General features: G+C 52.9%; 11 protein-coding genes. 8 read left to right on the forward strand and 3 right to left on the reverse strand.

The window, feature by feature from the left end; genetic code table 11:
- Positions 1–387: 387 nt before the first annotated feature.
- The 7 genes from C2I18_RS19885 (at position 388) to uidA (ending at position 12,822) form a co-directional block, all read left to right on the forward strand.
- Positions 388–1,509, forward strand: coding sequence for a glycoside hydrolase family 5 protein (locus tag C2I18_RS19885; RefSeq protein ID WP_249897472.1), 1,122 nt, complete (start codon positions 388–390; stop codon positions 1,507–1,509).
- 65 nt (positions 1,510–1,574) lie between these two features.
- Entirely contained in the window at positions 1,575–2,495 is a 921-nt protein-coding gene (locus tag C2I18_RS19890; RefSeq protein WP_481857950.1) for an ABC transporter permease, read from the forward strand.
- A 26-nt stretch (positions 2,496–2,521) separates the two neighbouring features.
- Positions 2,522–3,403, forward strand: a complete 882-nt coding sequence (locus C2I18_RS19895; RefSeq protein WP_249897474.1) for a carbohydrate ABC transporter permease — start codon at positions 2,522–2,524, stop codon at positions 3,401–3,403.
- A gap of 1,236 nt (positions 3,404–4,639) precedes the next feature.
- Positions 4,640–6,169, forward strand: a complete 1,530-nt coding sequence (locus tag C2I18_RS19900) for an extracellular solute-binding protein (RefSeq protein ID WP_249897475.1) — start codon at positions 4,640–4,642, stop codon at positions 6,167–6,169.
- A 115-nt stretch (positions 6,170–6,284) separates the two neighbouring features.
- Positions 6,285–8,540: an AraC family transcriptional regulator gene (locus C2I18_RS19905; protein ID WP_249897476.1), complete on the forward strand. Its 2,256-nt coding sequence runs from the start codon at positions 6,285–6,287 to the stop codon at positions 8,538–8,540.
- A gap of 48 nt (positions 8,541–8,588) precedes the next feature.
- Complete coding sequence (locus tag C2I18_RS19910; RefSeq protein WP_249897477.1) at positions 8,589–10,904, forward strand: 3-O-beta-D-glucopyranosyl-beta-D-glucuronide phosphorylase; 2,316 nt, start codon at positions 8,589–8,591, stop codon at positions 10,902–10,904.
- Between the two features lie 106 nt (positions 10,905–11,010).
- Positions 11,011–12,822, forward strand: coding sequence for a beta-glucuronidase (uidA, locus tag C2I18_RS19915; RefSeq protein WP_249897478.1), 1,812 nt, complete (start codon positions 11,011–11,013; stop codon positions 12,820–12,822).
- Between the two features lie 43 nt (positions 12,823–12,865).
- Here the strand turns inward: uidA and C2I18_RS19920 are convergent, their stop codons facing one another.
- Genes C2I18_RS19920 through C2I18_RS19930 form a run of 3 tightly spaced genes read right to left on the reverse strand, consistent with a single transcriptional unit; the run spans position 12,866 to position 15,889 of the window.
- Positions 12,866–14,131: an ABC transporter substrate-binding protein gene (locus C2I18_RS19920; RefSeq protein ID WP_249897479.1), complete on the reverse strand. Its 1,266-nt coding sequence runs from the start codon at positions 14,129–14,131 to the stop codon at positions 12,866–12,868.
- A 37-nt stretch (positions 14,132–14,168) separates the two neighbouring features.
- The gene (locus C2I18_RS19925) at positions 14,169–15,008 is read right to left on the reverse strand and encodes a carbohydrate ABC transporter permease (RefSeq protein WP_249897480.1); all 840 of its coding nucleotides are present in this window, start codon (positions 15,006–15,008) and stop codon (positions 14,169–14,171) included.
- Positions 15,008–15,889 (reverse strand): carbohydrate ABC transporter permease, encoded by an 882-nt coding sequence (locus C2I18_RS19930; protein WP_249902178.1) that lies wholly within the window; start codon positions 15,887–15,889, stop codon positions 15,008–15,010. The genes C2I18_RS19925 and C2I18_RS19930 overlap by 1 nt, the downstream gene beginning before the upstream one ends.
- A gap of 605 nt (positions 15,890–16,494) precedes the next feature.
- Between C2I18_RS19930 and C2I18_RS19935 the strand changes: the two genes are divergently transcribed.
- Positions 16,495–17,178, forward strand: coding sequence for a DeoR/GlpR family DNA-binding transcription regulator (locus tag C2I18_RS19935; RefSeq protein WP_249897481.1), 684 nt, complete (start codon positions 16,495–16,497; stop codon positions 17,176–17,178).
- Positions 17,179–17,196: the final 18 nt, after the last annotated feature.

Consider the following 17,196-nt stretch of genomic DNA (forward strand, 5'->3'; position numbering starts at 1 on the left):
TTGGCGTGTCCAAGAGGCAGCAGCCTGCTGCGGTTCCTGTAAAGGTGAGGGATAAGGTACTGACGGTGCGTAGATCTGACTATACTTACATGGGTTCAGCCTCCCTCTGGAGGCTTTTTTGGCACATCAGACAGCATTACATAATGACAACCGCAGGGCCTGAAATGAACAGTCATATGCCGCAAAGCCCACAGCCGCAAGGGTTTCTTACTGGTACTAAGATGACTATAGACGGCAATTGAACAGCTGCACTATATTGGTGGCAGAGCAAGCAGCTGCTGCCTGATGTAATGCAAAGAGCAACCGCAACGATGCCGGGTGTGAAATGAATACGCTTACTGTTTTGAAATGATGAGGTACGATCCCAATCCAAGGAGGCTGTATCTAATGACATCTATTGTAAAATCCAGATCTGCGCTGGTGTGGTTTCTATGCTCGGCCCTGCTTCTTTCATTAGGAATAGGCGGGGGCGGCGTAAAAGCCGAGGGAGCGGTGGCCAAAGCAGGATTCCATCCCGTGAAGGCCAAAAAAATGGTCAAGCTGATGGGCAGGGGAACCAACCTCGGCAATACGTTTGAAGGAAACTGGAACAGCCAGAGCTTCGGGGATGTGAAGGCGGCGGTTGACGCTTTTATCGCGGCGGGTTATACCAACATCCGGATTCCGGTGAACTGGGGCGGGCGGGGCAGCAAGTATCCGTCAACGGCCGATGAGAGCGGTAATTTCTCTGCCAGCGATCCGAATGTCGCTACAGTGAAGCAGCTGGTGGATTATGTGCTGAAGGATGTGAACGCAGAGCGTAAAAAAGATGGCCAAAAGCCGGTGATCCTCATCCTCAACACGCATCATGAAGAGTGGGCTATGAACGCTGTGCAGGGTGAGCCTGCTTTTGAGACTAACATGCAGCGGCTGGAGACGATCTGGACCGGGATTGCCGATCTGTTCAAGGATGCGCCGGAGACGCTGGTGTTCGAGCTGTTCAATGAACCGCATCTGAGCATGAATACCGGAGCCGCAGCCAAAGCAAGTGTGATCGAACTCAACAAACGTGCATATGCGGCAATCCGCAGCTTCACCGTGGACGGCAGGCAGCCGCATGCGTACCGCAATCTGATTTTTGGCGGATACAACTATAACAGCGGCTGGGGATTGTATGATACGTACCGTAATCCGCTGGACCTGCCGGGTGAGGGAGAAGACCGGTATGTAATCGGTACCTATCATTCTTATTTTCAAAATCTGGCGGATCACCTGAAGCGTGTGGATGATGTGAAGCGGGAATTTGCAGATGTGCACGGCATTCCGGTCTATCTCGGCGAGTTCGGATATGAACACCGGGGAGTGATTACAGATACGCTTTTGGATGCTTACTCGCAGATTGCTAATAAAGCCGTTGCAGAAGGATTCGCTTTCTCGGTATGGGATGACAACGGCTGGTATCAGATCTATAACCGCTCGACCGGGCAATTCAATGCGCTCAAGGACCAGGTGCTGCAACCGGGCAGCTGATCTCCCTGCGGCGCTGGAAATGGGGAAGGAACATGGGAAATCCAATCGCGGCTGTGAAGCCGGCAATGACAAATGTGTACCGCAGGCAGAAGCTGAGACGGATGGTCCGCAATAAATGGCTGTATATCATGCTGCTGCCCGGGCTCCTGTATTTTATCATCTTCAAGTATGTACCGATGTACGGTCTGCTGCTGGCATTTAAGAACTATCAGCCTTTTCTGGGTTTTGTGGACAGTGAATGGGTGGGGCTAAAGCATTTCAACCGCTTTTTCGGCGATCCGCTGTTCTGGAAGCTGCTGAGGAATACGTTCATCCTGGCCGCTTACAATATTTTATTCTTTTTTCCGCTGCCGATTATTCTTGCCTTAATGCTTAATGAACTGCGGTCGCAGGCGTACAAAAAGTGGATTCAGACGATGGTCTACATCCCCCATTTTATGTCCTGGGTCGTTATCGTCTCGATTGCTTACCTGTTTTTTACGACCGAGGGCGGTCTGGTGAATGAAGCGATTGCGTCCATGGGCGGCGAAAAAGTCCAGTTCCTGCTCAGTCCCGGCTGGTTCCGGACGTTCATTACCGGCGAAGTGATGTGGAAGGAAACGGGCTGGGGAACGATCATCTTCCTGGCGGCGCTGGCCGGAGTGGATACCCAGCTCTATGAGGCTGCCAAAATAGACGGGGCAGGGCGCATGCGCCAGCTGTGGCATATTACGCTTCCGGCGATCCGGTCCACCATTGTAATTCTGCTGATCCTGCGGCTGGGCAATTTCCTCGATACAGGGTTTGAACAAATCTTCCTGATGCTGAATTCACTCAACCGGGAGGTCGGTGAAGTCTTCGATACCTATGTCTATACGACCGGGATATCCCAGGGTGAATACAGCTACAGTACGGCGGTCGGATTGTTCAAGTCCGTTGTGGGGCTGGTGCTCGTCTTCGGCTCCAACTTCCTGGCCAAGCGGTTCGGTGAGGAAGGCATTCTCTAAGGAAACCAGCGAAAGGAGGCAGAATTGTGGTAAAAGAAACATCATGGGGCAGCCGTTTGTTTGATACTTTTAACGTTATAATCCTGGCGGTTATTGCTCTGATTACGGTTATTCCGTTCATTTATGTGGTTGCCGGCTCATTTGCTACCCAGCGGGAGCTGCTGGAAAAAGGGTTCATTCTCTTCCCGACTGAATTTTCACTGGAAGCGTACAAATATATCTTTTCGACCAGCACACTGATGCGCAGCCTCGGGGTTACCATCTTCATCACTGTTGCCGGTACCCTGATCAATATTACACTAACCTGCCTGATGGCTTATCCGCTATCCCGCCGGGATATGGATTTCCGCTCGCCGATCCAGCTTCTGATCATTTTCACCATGCTGTTCAGCGGCGGGATGATCCCTACGTTCCTGGTGGTCAAAGAGCTGGGGATGCTCGATACGTACTGGTCGCTGCTGCTGCCGGGCGCCATCAGTGCCTTTAACCTGATTATTATCCGCAGCTTCTTTCAGCAGCTTCCGCCGGATCTGGAGGAGTCGGCCAAAATCGACGGCGCCAGCGACCCCGGCATCCTGATGCGGATCGTCATTCCTTTGTCCCTGCCGGCACTGGCTACATTTTCGCTATTCTACGCTGTCGGTCATTGGAACACCTATTTCAGCTCTATTTTGTACATTAATGACTCGACCAAGTGGCCGATTCAGGTGCTGCTGCGGCAGATCGTCATGCTGTCCCAGGGCGGCAGCCTCGGGGATACGTCCTCTCTTGAGAGTAACTTCATTCCGCCTGACCAGGCTGTCAAAATGGCGGTCATCGTCATCTCCACCGTCCCGATCCTGATCGTGTATCCGTTCCTGCAGAAGCATTTTGCCAAGGGGGCGCTGCTCGGGTCGGTTAAGGGGTGAGGGGGCGGTAACAGACAGTCTCTGAAACACCGGAAGTTTGCTGCAGCATTACCGCGATTAGAGACTAACTGTATTTCATGCAACTAAAACCAGTTATTATTAAGCCGGGAGGGTTTTAACTGCAGTTTGTGCAGTTAAAAATCCCTGTAACCCGGAAAAGAAGACTTTCCTTGGTTTTTAGATGTACAAAATGCACTTAAACGCCATAGTCCGCTATCATACCGCCTTTTAACTGCAGGAAATGCATGTAAACGATGTTTACTCGCAGGCGGGATGCGCTTTAGCAGATTGATACCGTTAGAGTGCCGATTCCGAGCTCCGAGCTCCGAGTGGATCATCTCAGGTGCCAAGTAACATAGTTAGTTGGAAAATCTCCAGCTAAATTCATCATTTACGGGTTTTTAGCAGCCTTAAGTGGAAATCCTCCATTTAATTCGCTCCATACCTAGCATTTTTGCTGAAATCCAGAAATGTAAGCGGATCAATTCCAACTAATCTCTATACGCAGCTGTTTGTGAGAAGATTAAGTGGAGGATTTCCAACTAGATGGATCGCAGACACTTGCTCGCAGTTGGAAAGTGGCGGGGAGGAAGTTTGGAACTGTAGGAGCGTTAGTCCTGCGGCTGTGGAACAATCCCGCCAGAGCATCGGCTCCGAACTCCGAGTGGATCATCTTAGGTGCCAAGTAACATAGTTAGTTGGAAAATCTCCAGCTAAATTCATCATTTACAGGTTTTTAGCAGCCTTAAGTGGAAATCCTCCATCTAATTCGCTCCATACGTAGCATTTTTGCTGAAATCCAGAAATGTAAGCGGATTAATTCGAACTAATCTCTATACGCAGCTGTTTGTGAGAAAATTAAGTGGAGGATTTCCAACTAGATGGATCGCAGACACTTGATCGCAGTTGGAAAGTGGCGGGGAGGAAGTTTGGAACTGTAGGAGCGTAGTCCTGCGGCAGTGGAATAATCCCGTTAGAGTGCAGGTTCAGAGATCAGGAGCGGATCATCTCAGGTGCCAAGTAACATAGTTAGTTGGAAAATCTCCAGCTAAATTCATCATTTACGGATTTTTAGCAGCCTTAAGTGGAAATCCTCCAGCTAATTCGGACTATACTTGGATTCCGAGCGCCGTATGTTTGCTGATAAACTTGAGATCCTCGCAGCCACAACCAAGCCATTATCAACAATAAAGAGTGCGACTTATACCACCTCAACCAAAGAAAGGATAACCAACCATGACAACAACCAAAGGGGCATTACGCTGGAAAAGACTGGCGATGACTACATTCTCGGCGGCGCTGGTGCTGGGAGCATTGTCCGCATGCGGCGGGAACGGAAATACAGAAGAGAGCGCTCAAGGAGCGGAGGGCAATGCGCAAGCCGCGGGACGCTACAAAATGTCGATGATGCTGACCAGCTACAATCCGGAGCCGATGGACCCGGAAGGCGAGCTCTACAAGCAGCTGGAGGAACGGACGAATACGGATCTCAGCATCACTTGGGTACCTTCGACAACTTATTCGGATAAGCTGAGCGCCACAGTCGCTTCGGGCGAGCTGCCGAGTGCGGTGCTTGTGCTGGACCAGAAGCTGCCTTACATCGTCAATTCAGCACGTTCCGGAATGTTCTGGGAGCTTGGCCCGTATCTGAAGGATTATCCTAACCTCAGCCGGATGAACGAAGTGGCCCTGAATGCCATCTCTATCGACGGAAAAGTATACGGCATCTACCGCGCAAGAGATCTCGCCCGTGACGGTCTGATGCTGCGCAAAGACTGGCTGGATAATCTGGGGCTGCAGGAGCCGAAGACAGTAGACGATTTCTACGAAGTGCTGAAGGCATTTGTGAATAATGACCCTGACAAGAACGGCAAAGCGGACACGATCGGTCTCGCCGAGCAGCAGGTGGCGTCGGGCTGGCGGGCGATGCTGACCTGGATGGGCGGTCCGGCGGACTGGGAGATCAAGGACGGTAAAGCAAGTCCGGCTCACATGTCTCCTGCCTTTTTGGAAACGATGAAGTTCTACAAAAAGCTCTATGACGAGAAGCTGATTAACCTGGATTTCGCTGTTGTCAAAGACGGCAAGCAGATGATCAATGCAGGCAAAGCCGGCGCCTGGGTCGCCAATCTGAACGATGCGAACGGAATTGAAGAAAGCGTCCAGAAGGTTACGCCAACCGGGGCGATTACCATGGTTAACGCGCTGGAAGGCCCGGCAGGACTCCGCAGTCCCGGGGGATCGGGCTCCTACGGTCTGTTCATGATTCCGAAAACTTCGGTCAAGACGGAAGAGGATCTCAAGGCTGTACTGAACTTTTTTGACAAAGTATCTGACGAGGATATGCAGAACATGCTGGTCAACGGGCTCGAAGGGCGCCAGTTCACGCTGAACAACGGGGAATACGTCAAAACTACGGATCCGAAAATGCTGGCCGAATACGGTATGGGTGATTCCTCCCAGCTGGCTGTGCTAAGAGACAAGGTCGTAACTTACGGCAAACCGCTGGTGCATATGCGTGACGAGATGTGGAAAAAGAATGCCGAAATCGCCGTGGTCAATCCGATCCAGCCGTTTATCTCGGATACGTACAGCGAACGGGGTTCGGAGCTCAGCAAAATTATTGACGATGCCCGGGTCCGGTTCATCATGGGCGATCTGGATGAGAACGGCTGGAACGAGGCAGTGGCCAAATGGCAGCAGGACGGCGGCGCGAAGGTCATTGAAGAGTACACCGAGGCGTACAACAAAGCGAATGCGCAATAGCCTTTTCAAGCTGTCCGAAAGGCCCAATGAAAATCCCCATATGCTAAAATAAAAAGCAACATACGATTGCGGGGGTAGTGAGAACATGCGGATATCAAGCTATTTACTGAAATTGATGGTTTTTACTTTAGTGATCGGTGCTTTTCCCGTGCTGATCTTAGGGTGGTATTCCTATCACTACTCCTCCCAATCGGTGCTGCAGCAGGTCGAGGAACGCAATTCCCAGGTCCTGCGGCAGAGCCAGCTGCGGGTGGAACAGACGCTCAGGATGATCGATTTCTCCACAACACAGCTGCTGGGGCTGCCGACGGTAACCAAAGCGATTGCGGCGAACCTGGATATAGACGATATGGAAATTATTCATGAATTGTATAAGCATCTCTCCTCGATCCAGACGTTCGAGCTGGGGATTAAGGATGTATACCTGTACAGCCTGGAGCAGGACTGGCTGATTACCAACTCGGGCCTTAACGCCTACAGCCAGCCTGGTCTGAAGGAAAAGCTGGCCGCGTTCTCCGGCATGGCTAACGGCTCCATGTGGATCAGCGGCAATTCGGCCAGTATCCAGGGGGCGGAAGGTATGGTGGAACTGAATCATGCCGTCATTAATCTGAAAAAATGGCCGATCAACTCCAGCAATCCGCGGGGCATGATCGCGGTGGTGATGTCCGCCCAGCAGCTGAGCGATCTGATTGACAGCGACCCGAGCATGGGCAATGTGTTCATTTTGGACGAAGACGGACGGGTGATCACCCATTCAGACGCTTCGCTGCTGGGGGTAGACCTGTCGGATGAGTCTTACATTCAGGCGGTCAGGGAGCGGGAGGACCCTGTAGGTGTTTTTAACGGGACAGCCGGTGAGAATAAAGCCTCTATTTCCTTCCGGAAGTCCGCTTATAACGGCTGGACCTATGTTTCGGTTGTGCCGACCCAGTCGGTTACCCGGCAGGCCACAGCCATTGGAAGAACATCGATTCTGATCAGCCTGGGTGTCCTTGCCGCAACGGTGCTTACGGCACTGATCGGATCGCGCCGGATGTACAGTCCGGTAAGGCATATTTACCGTTCTTTACTGGCCGACAAAGATCCGAAACCGCAGCGGGATGAGTTCATCGCCATCTCCGACCGGATTCAGGGCATCCTCTCCGATCAGTCCAAGCTGAAGTTTGAGCTGGCCGGACAGCAGCAGCAGCTGGCTGAGTTTCTGTTCCGCAAAATGCTGCTGGGTGAAGCGAGGTCCCAGGGCATTCAGGAGCGGCTGGTGGATTACGGTTACGGATATACCAGCCAGTGGACGGCGATGCGGGTGCTGCTGCTCCAGATAGACCGCCTTGACAGCGGCCGTTTTACCGAGAAGGACCGGGATCTGCTGCTGTTCGCCATCAGTAATATCGCGCAGGAGGTCGTTCCGGAAGGCGAGCGGCTGCCGCCGATCGTCATCCGTGAATCCGTCGTTATTCTGATCGGGACGAGGACGGAATCGGAGGAGGCTTTTAAGGAATCTGTATATGCCAAAGCTACCGAAGTTCAGGCTTCTGTGAAGCGTTATCTGCAGCTGCAGACCAGCATCGGCATCAGCCGCTCTTTTGCAGGATGGCCTGCGGTGGGGCGGGGATATGAAGAAGGCGAGAATGCGCTGAAGTACCGGGCGAGACTCGGTGAAGAGGTTATTTTGTTCATTGAGGATGTGCAGCCTGTCGAGCGGAAGGAAATTGTGTTTCCGAAGAAGCTGGAAGAGGAGCTGTCCGAAGCGATCAAATCACATGACCGGCAGCGCGCCGCAGACACCTTGTCCTTAATGATGAATACGCTCGCAAGTGAGGATTACGACCATCAGGAGTATCAGATGTCACTGGTGCGTCTGCTGATGGATCTCATCCGGCTGCTGCAGGATTCAGGTATTTCCCATCATCAGCTTAAGGAGGGCGGCGATTCCCTGTTTGAGGAGCTGCTGGGGATGCACAGTCCGAGAGACATTGAGGAATGGTTCAGCAGTACGCTCGTCCTTCCGGCTATCGGGCTGCTGGAGGAGCGGCAGAAGCATCAGTTCACCAGCATTTCGGAAGAGGTGAAGCAGCTGATCGCGGAAGCGTTCGACACCGATCTTACGCTGGAAAAATGCTCAGCCAGGCTGAATTATCATCCGCAATATATCAGCCGGGTGTTCCGCCAGGAGACCGGGATCAGCTTCACGGACTACCTGGCACAATACCGGCTGACGGTTGCCAAGCGGTGGCTGAAGGAAACGGATCTGACGATTACCGAGATCGCTATGAAGCTAAAATATAATAATCCGGCGAATTTTATCCGTTATTTTCGCAAGATGGAAGGGATTACGCCTGGGCAATACCGCAATAATCTGACGGATTAGCAAGGGCTCCGCCGGGGCCTTCAGCGAACAGGAAAGGTGTGCAGCAGTTTGAACAGAAGCGAACCCTACGGGTATTTTAGGAACCAGGGAAAAGAGTATGTCATAAAGACGCCCCGGACGCCGGCAAGATGGTTCAACTATTTGTTTAACGACTCCTATTATATGGAGGTTTCCCAGACCGGCCAGGGGGACAGCATTGCATTTCAGCCCCGGCACCGTACGTTTACACGGGGCTTCCGGTTTTTTTATGTGAAGGATCAGGTGACAGGGCAGGCCTGGTCACCGCTGTATCAGCCGCTAAAGAATGAACCGGATGAGTACAGGTGCATCCACAGCCTGGGATATACCGAAATCCGCTCCAGGCATCAGGAGATTGAGACATCTGTACATGTGTTTGTACCTTTGCGGGGCCAGCAGGAGATATGGACAGTTACGCTTAAAAATACCGGTGAACAGCCGAGAGATCTATCCCTGTTCACAGTGTTTTCCCTGGAAAACGGGGGCGTAATGGGCAGCAGATGTCAATATGATCAAGAATCGCAGATTCTCTCCTCTTTCTCGTTTCCCTATCATGTGACCTATGAGCAAAAGGCAGGCTGTGACGACCATACGAACATTGTTTATGTCTACGCGGACCGTCAGGCGGATTCCTTTGACTGCAGCCAGCGCGCTTTCTTTGGCGGGGATGATATCTTTGAGCTGCCGGAGGCAGTGAAGAACGGTATGTGCTCGGGACGGCGGGCGGAGGCGGAGCATCCGGTGGGAGCATTGCAGCATGGAATAAAGCTTCAGCCGGGCGAAAAAAATGTGATCCGCTTCGTTGTGGGCTGTGCCCATTCTCAGGAAGAGATTGCGGCCAGCCGGGCTGAACTATGGGCTGCGGGTGCCGGGGCTCTGCTGCGGGAGGTCGAAGAACACTGGGAACGGACCGGCAGCATGTTCCAGGTTGAAACCCCGGATGAGCATGTAAATGCCTTTATGAATATTTGGCTTAAAAAACAGATTGTTATGCAGACCCGCACCAACCGCATGACCAATTATTGTCCTGTGCGCAACCAGCTGCAGGATGCTTTGGGCTACGCGCTGGTCGATCCGGCAGGAGCGGCAGAATATATGATTTCTGTACTTCAGGGTCAGGAGACCAGCGGGTTTATCCAGCAGTGGATCATGACCGACGGATCACCTCCCAAAAATCTGTGCCTGCTGAAGCATACGGACGGCCCGGTCTGGCTGATGATCTGCATGACGGCGCTGCTGAATCAATGCGGGGACCCGGAGCTTCTGCACCGCCAGGCCGGCTTCAAAGATTCTAATAAGACCGCTTCCATCTATGAGCATCTGCTGCTTGCTGCGGAGTATATGGCTGATGCAACAGGAGCACACGGGCTTTGCCTGATGGGCGACGGCGACTGGAATGACCCGATCAATGGTCCGGGACGGCTGGGCCGCGGTGAGTCCGTCTGGAATACGATGGCGCTCGTCTATGGGATTCAGGCGCTGCTTCCGTTCTGTGAGCAGCTTGGAGATGCAGAACGTTCGGAGCGGCTCCGGTCCATAGCAGCCAGGCTGACGGAAGCAGTAAACGATACGTGCTGGGACGGCGGATGGTATGTGGCCGGGTTCGACGATCACGGCGAGCCGTTCGGAACGGCCCGGGATGAGGAAGGCCGGCTGTTCCTGAACACCCAGACCTGGGCGGTGATGAGCGGCATTGCCCGCGGAGAACGGCTGGAGAAATGTCTTGCAGCGATCGATAGTCTGGATACACCTTTTGGACCCCGGCTGCTGGACCCCCCGTTCAGCGGCTGGAACCCCAAGTGGGGACGGATCAGCCTCAAGCTGGCGGGCACGACTGAGAATGGCTCTGTCTACTGTCATGCCTCGATGTTCAAGGCGTTTGCGGACTGCATCGCCGGACGCGGGACACAAGCCTGGGAGACAATCAGCCGGACACTGCCGACGAACAGCGATAATCCGCCGGAGAAGAACGGACAGGTGCCGGTCTTTGTGCCTAACTATTATTTTGGCCTGGCCGGTTCGCCAAGCTTCGGCAGATCCAGCCATCATGTCCCTACAGGCACAGTGGGCTGGATGCTCTGGACCACGCTGGAATATGCGCTCGGCATCAGAGCAACGGCAGCCGGGCTGGTGATTGATCCCTGCATTCCGGCGGAGTGGTCCGGGTACCGGGTGGAGCGCAGGTTCCGCAGTGCAAGCTACCGGATTGAAGTGGTTAATCCGGACCGGGTCAGCCGCGGCCAAATAACAGTTCTTGTAGACGGAGAAGTCTGGAGCGGCGCGATCCTGCCTTATAAAGACGGCAGAGCGTATGAGGTCAGCGTCCGGCTGGAGGCGAGAGAATAACCGGCAGCTGTGTAAACTCAGGCTTGCTGCCCGCAGCCGCCTAAGACCAGGGACTTCAGGACTTTACAGCAGCTTCGTGATATAGAATAGATTGGAGTGTATAACCATGCTGTTCCCAAAGGATACAATGACGCGCGAATTGAAGGATTTATCAGGCATATGGCGGTTTAAGCCTGACCCGGCCAATAAAGGCAGGGAGGAGGAGTGGTTCAAAGCGCCGCTTCCGGACACCATCCCCATGCCGGTACCTGCGAGCTACAACGACATCACCCAGGATGCGGCACTGCGCGACCATATCGGGGATGTCTGGTATGAACAGATCTTCATCGTTCCCCGTTCCTGGTCCGGCAGCCGGATCATGCTCTGGGTAGGCAGTGCCTGCCATCATGCGGTAGTTTGGGTCAACGGTGTGGAAGCGGCCAAGCATAAAGGAGGATTTCTCCCTTTTGAGGCTGATATCTCGGATGCCGTGATGTACGGGGCGGAGAACCGCGTAACCATCGTCGTCAACAATGTCCTCGACTGGCAGACGCTGCCGCCCGGACGGATCAAAACCTTTGATGACGAGAAGCATCCGGAAGGGTACCGTGTTCAGGAATATTTTCACGATTTCTTTAACTATGCCGGGCTGCACCGGCCGGTAAAGCTGTACCGGACCTCAGCGCTGTATATTAAGGATATTACAATAACGGCAGATGTGCAGGACGGGACCGGGATTGTCCATTACGAAGTAGAAGGGTCGCTGCCCGAAGCAGAGGTGAGGGTCCGGCTGCTGGATGAGGATGGGCTGGAGGTCGCCGCAGGCAAAGGCATTTCAGGCGAACTGCACGTGGAGAAGGCCCGGTTATGGAGGCCGCTGCAGGCGTACCTGTATACTTTTCATGCCGAGCTTATGGGTCCTGACGGAATAGCTGCCGATCATTATCAGCTGCAGACCGGGATACGGACGGTCAAAGTGGAAGGAACAAGGTTCCTGATCAACGGTGAACCCTTCTATTTCAAAGGCTTCGGCAAACATGAGGACAGTGATATCCGGGGCAAGGGGCTGGATCAGGCTGTCAATGTGAAGGATATGAACCTGCTCCGCTGGATGAATGCCAACTCCTTCCGTACTTCCCATTATCCGTACGCTGAAGAGCTGCTGGATCTCGCGGACCGGGAAGGGATCGTTGTGATTGGTGAGGTTCCGGCGGTGGGATTCACTTTTTTTAACTATAACGAGAAGGTGTATACGCCGGACAAGGCTAATGATGAGACACTGGCGCACCATCTGGAGGTATTAACGGATCTCATTGCACGGGACAAAAACCATCCTTCTGTTGTGATGTGGAGCTTAGCTAATGAAGCGGCCAACTTCCAGGAGGAAGCGGTGCCTTATTTCCGCCGGCTGGCAGATACCGCACGCAGGCTCGATCCGCACCGGCCGATTACGATTGTCCAATGGCCGCTGCCGGATAAATGCAAGGTGTCACAGTTTTTTGATGTCATCTGCGTGAACCGCTACTATTCATGGTACCAGGACCCGGGAGCGCTGGAGCTGGTGGAGCAGCAGGTGGAATGGGAGCTGAAAGGCTGGTTCCGGCGCTTCGGCAAGCCTGTAATTATGAGCGAATACGGGGCGGATGCCATCGCCGGATTTCACCAGGACCCGCCGGTGATGTTCACCGAAGAGTATCAGCGGGAGCTGCTGATCCGCTATCATCATGTGTTCGACAGGCTCGATTTTGTGATCGGGGAGCATGTATGGGCATTTGCCGATTTTGCCACCAAGCAGGGAATCACCCGGGTAGGCGGCAACAGGAAAGGCGTATTCACCCGCCAGAGACAGCCCAAAGCCGCAGCCCATATGCTGCGCAGCCGCTGGGGGGAAATGGGGGATTACCCGGAGAAATCAGCCGGTGAACCGAAAGAGGAATAAAACAAAGCCGCGCAGGGATGCGCGGCTTTGGATTGTGGTGTTATTACTGCACACTCAAATTATCCCAGTTGGTCTGGAACTGCTCCAGCATGCCTTCTTTGGTCAGCTTGCCGCCGAGGTACCCCTGGATGCTGCTGGATAATTCCTGGGGCATGCCGTTAGGCAGGCGGGACCAGTTCCAGGTCAGCGCCTGATCCTTATCGGTATACTCCAGCACCTCTGCACCCAGTGAACCGAGGTCTTCCACAGTTCCCTCAATGCTGTCCAGCGCCGGGATGAACTGGAACTCCTTGGTAATATAGGTTTTGCCGGTCTCCGAGGTGACAAGCCAGTCGAGGAACACTTTGGCTTCTTCCTTGACCGGAGAATTTTTGTTAATTACCCAGTTGCTCGGCACGCCTACATACAGCTTGTCATTATCCTCCGGCGTATCGTCGATAGGCATCGGCAGAATACCGAGGTTCAGATCCGGATCGATGCCGTCGATCTGCCCCTGGGTCCAGTTCCCCTGCTGCATCATGGCCGCTTCCCCGCTGGCAACCATCGTGACCTGGGTGTTGTAGTCGGTGGAGAGCGGGTTTTTGTTGCCGTACTCTACCGTCAGATCCAGCAGATCAATCCACCGGGAAAAAATCGGGTCCCCGGCAAAAGTTTTACTTCCGTCCGTCAGCCCGGCAATAAAAGCTTCAGGATCTGGCTGCTGGGCGAAGGGCACGTTCACATTGTGGTTGCCGAGGACGAACCATTCCTGATATCCGTTGGCAAAAGGTGTAATGCCCGCAGCCTGCAGCTTCTCTGCGGCCTCGCGCAGAGCTGTAAGCGTCACCGGCTTCTCCGTAATTCCCGCCTGCTGGAACAGGTCTTTATTATAGATAAAGCCGTAGCCCTCCAGATTCATCGGCATGCCGTAGAGCTTGCCGTCAACAGTCATCTGCTCGGCAGCGAGCGGCTTCACATCCTTGGCCCAGGCTTCGCCGCTCAGATCCTCCAGGTACTCCAGCCACATGTCGCGCTCATTGTTGCCGCCGATGGTAAAGATGTCCGGCTCGTCCCCGGACGAGAACTTGGCCCGCAGGGATGCGCCATAGTCACTCCCGCCTCCGACACTCTGGATCTCCAGCTTAATGTCCGGATGCTCTTTCTCAAACTCGGTTTTGAGCGAAGCCAGCGCTTCGGAGATTTCAACCTTGAACTGGTAGATATGCACCGTTTTGATTCCATCCGCATTGTCACTGCCGCGACCGCAGCCTGCCAGCAGACCGCCGAGCAGCAGGGAGCCTGCGAGGAGAATTCCGTATTTTTTTATCATATTCATCATCCTCTCAGCCTGAAAAGTACGTGTATACTCAGCCCTTCACAGAACCCTGGGCAATGCCTTCGATAATATACTTCTGCATCAGCAGGAAAAAGATAACCACAGGCGTAATCCCCAGCACGAGACCCGGCAGCGCCAGATCCCACTGCTTGGTGTATTGCCCGAAGAAGCTGTAGGTCGCGATTGGAATCGTACGCAGCTCCGGACTTTGCAGAATAAGGGAAGGCATCAGATAGTCATTCCAGATCCACAGCGTATTCAGAATAATGACCGTAACGATGATCGGCTGCATCAGCGGGAGCACAATCCGGAAAAACGTACCGTAAGGGCTGCTTCCGTCCACCCGCGAGGCTTCCTCAATATCAATCGGAACTGATTTTACAAAGCCGTGGAAGAGAAACACCGTCATTGGAGCACCGAACCCCAGGTAAGCAAGGATCAGGCCGGCAGTCGTGTCCATTACGCCCAGGCCGCTGACAATCTGTACAAGGGGAATCATGATCGCCTGAAAAGGAATGACCATAGCCGCTACAAGTGCGATATAGAGGATACGGTTGTACAGGCTGTTATTGCGGACCATTTTGTAGGCAGACATGGAGCAGAGGAAAGCCAGCAGAATGTTACTGACCACCGTGACAATAAAAGAGTTCAGAAAAGCATGCGGGAAATTGGTCGCTTTCCAGGCCTCGGCATAGTTGCTCCACTGGAACGCAGTGGGCAGTGCAGCGGAATCCGAGAGGATTTCACTGTAGCTTTTAACCGAGTTGACCAGCAGAAAATAAAACGGAACCAGAAACACCAGCGCCAGCAAAATAAACAGCAGTTCGGTCAGCAGCAGGGATACGTTGTATTTTTTGGCGGTAGTCTCCATTACAGCTCCACCTCTCTTTTCTTGGTTGCTCTAACCTGGAGCAGGGAAATGATGGCCACAATGACGAAGAAGACCATCGCTTTGGCTGACCCCATGCCGAACCGGCTGATCGTGTACGCTTCATTGTAGATGTTGAGCGCAACCGATTCTGTAGCCTTGAAAGGTCCGCCTTTGGTAAGCGACAGATTCAGATCGAACAGCTTGAAGGACCAGGAGATCGACAGGAACAGACAGACGGTTACAGCCGGCATTACCAGCGGAATCGTTACATGGCGCAGCGTCTGCATCCGTCCGGCACCGTCCACTCTGGAAGCTTCATGCAGGCTTTGCGGCACGTTGTTAATTGCGGAAATGTAGATGACCATGAGATACCCAGCATTTTGCCAGACAAAAACAATCACGATTGCCCAGAACGCCGTCCCCTCCGTACCGAGCCATGGCAGATTGAAGAAGGACCAGCCGGTGGCTTGTCCGATCGAGGCAAATCCCCTGACAAAAATAAACTGCCAGATAAACCCGAGCAGCAGCCCGCCGATGACATGGGGGACAAAATAAACCGTTCTCAGTACATTGCGCGTGAACAGCTTACGGGTCAGCACATAAGCGAGTGCGAAGCCGAGCAGATTGGTCAGCACAAGACCGAAGAAAGTGAACTTGGCCGTGAACCAGAACGAATTCAGAAAGGAAGGGTCCTTGGTGAAAATATGTAGATAGTTCCGCAGCCCGGTCCACTCGACATGACGCGAGATCCCGTTCCAGCTGGTAAACGAATAATACAGCCCCAGGAAGAACGGAATCAGGACAATAACAAAGAAAAACAGTGACGTCGGCCCGACAAAAATGAACTGCTGCATCAGGCGTGATCTTTTACTACGCTCCATCATTCCTCACCCCTTCGTGTAAAGTAAAACATTTCATTAAATAACCGGAAGGCGGAATATCCGAATCACATATACTAGGATTTACCAAACGGTGGGGGCTAACAGGGACTACATTTAGTGTGGAAAAACAGTTTTTGTGCTCATGTTCGTACCGTCACTGTATTCCGCTGTTGGACGTTTCTGCTGAGTCCTATGTACTTCTTATGAGCAACCTTGCTGACACCTCTATTGAACAGTTTTACCGCCCCAACCAAACTAATCCGCGCAAAATACAAGTTATAAACAAACCGTCCTAACCATGCTAACCAAGGCAGCCACGCAAACTACGGTAACTAACCCAAACACGCAACCACGGCAAGCACGCAACCACGCCAACCATCCAACTACGCTAACCACTGGACTAACTAATCTTTATAAAACCCTTCTATTACGCACTTACTTACTAATTTATACCGATTCACAAAAATATAGGTGCCAAGGCTGACACTATGTCATTGACGGCGGAAAATTCTGAGCGTTATAATTTGGGAAAACGGACGAAGAACGTCCCGTACTCCATGGCAGTTTGGAGTGCGGGATTTTTTTGTGCCAAGAGGAGGTAAGGGATGGGATTTGCAGAGGAGCACCGCAGGTGGCTTGATTACCACAAGAAGCGCAGGAGCGGGGAACGGTTGGACCGGCTGGAGCGCGGGCACGGGCATGGGGAGCAGATGTTTGTGGAAAGGGTATGGTGGCCGGTTTTCGGGAATTTGGATGATTTGCATCCGGAGTATGAGGTGGCGGACTTTCGCGGGCGGCCGTATTTCGTGGATTTTGTCTGGAACCCAGGCCAAGTCAAGTTTGCTATCGAGGTAAAAGGGTACGGACCCCACGTGCAGAATATGGACAGGACCCGCTACCGGCACGAGCTCAACAGAGAAACTTATCTGCAAATTTCTGGATTTAGAGTTGTAGCAGTCCCATATGATGACCTGGAGTCGACACCGGAGCTGACGATTTCACTGTTTAAAGCTTTGCTGGTTCCGGGTTTGCTGCAGAGCGGGGATGGAGAAGATAAGCAGTATACGAGACTGGAAAAGGATATATTACGCATGGCGGTACGCCGGAAAGGGTTCATTCGGCCTGTTGATCTGGTACATGGGCTGAACGTTAACCCGCGTACCATTAGAAAATCCATGATTAAGTTATGTGAAAAGGGAAAATTTCGCCCTGTAGCAGCCGGGAAGGACAGTAATAGAGTATGCCGCTATGAATATATTCATTCTTTTGCGGATCATGAGATATGGTAGTTGGTTAGGGAATCAACA

It is taken from the genome of Paenibacillus sp. PK3_47 (assembly GCF_023520895.1).
In the GTDB taxonomy this organism is placed as follows: domain Bacteria; phylum Bacillota; class Bacilli; order Paenibacillales; family Paenibacillaceae; genus Paenibacillus_AQ.

What these genes read in the sequence shown, in the direction of transcription:
- C2I18_RS19885 (WP_249897472.1), top strand. Translation starts at nt 388, where the DNA reads ATGACATCTATTGTAAAATCCAGATCTGCGCTGGTGTGGTTTCTATGC.
- C2I18_RS19890 (WP_481857950.1), top strand. Translation starts at nt 1,575, where the DNA reads ATGACAAATGTGTACCGCAGGCAGAAGCTGAGACGGATGGTCCGCAAT.
- C2I18_RS19900 (WP_249897475.1), top strand. Translation starts at nt 4,640, where the DNA reads ATGACAACAACCAAAGGGGCATTACGCTGGAAAAGACTGGCGATGACT.
- C2I18_RS19905 (WP_249897476.1), top strand. Translation starts at nt 6,285, where the DNA reads ATGGTTTTTACTTTAGTGATCGGTGCTTTTCCCGTGCTGATCTTAGGG.
- uidA (WP_249897478.1), top strand. Translation starts at nt 11,011, where the DNA reads ATGCTGTTCCCAAAGGATACAATGACGCGCGAATTGAAGGATTTATCA.
- C2I18_RS19920 (WP_249897479.1), bottom strand. Translation starts at nt 14,131, where the DNA reads ATGATAAAAAAATACGGAATTCTCCTCGCAGGCTCCCTGCTGCTCGGC.
- C2I18_RS19925 (WP_249897480.1), bottom strand. Translation starts at nt 15,008, where the DNA reads ATGGAGACTACCGCCAAAAAATACAACGTATCCCTGCTGCTGACCGAA.
- C2I18_RS19930 (WP_249902178.1), bottom strand. Translation starts at nt 15,889, where the DNA reads ATGGAGCGTAGTAAAAGATCACGCCTGATGCAGCAGTTCATTTTTGTC.
- C2I18_RS19935 (WP_249897481.1), top strand. Translation starts at nt 16,495, where the DNA reads ATGGGATTTGCAGAGGAGCACCGCAGGTGGCTTGATTACCACAAGAAG.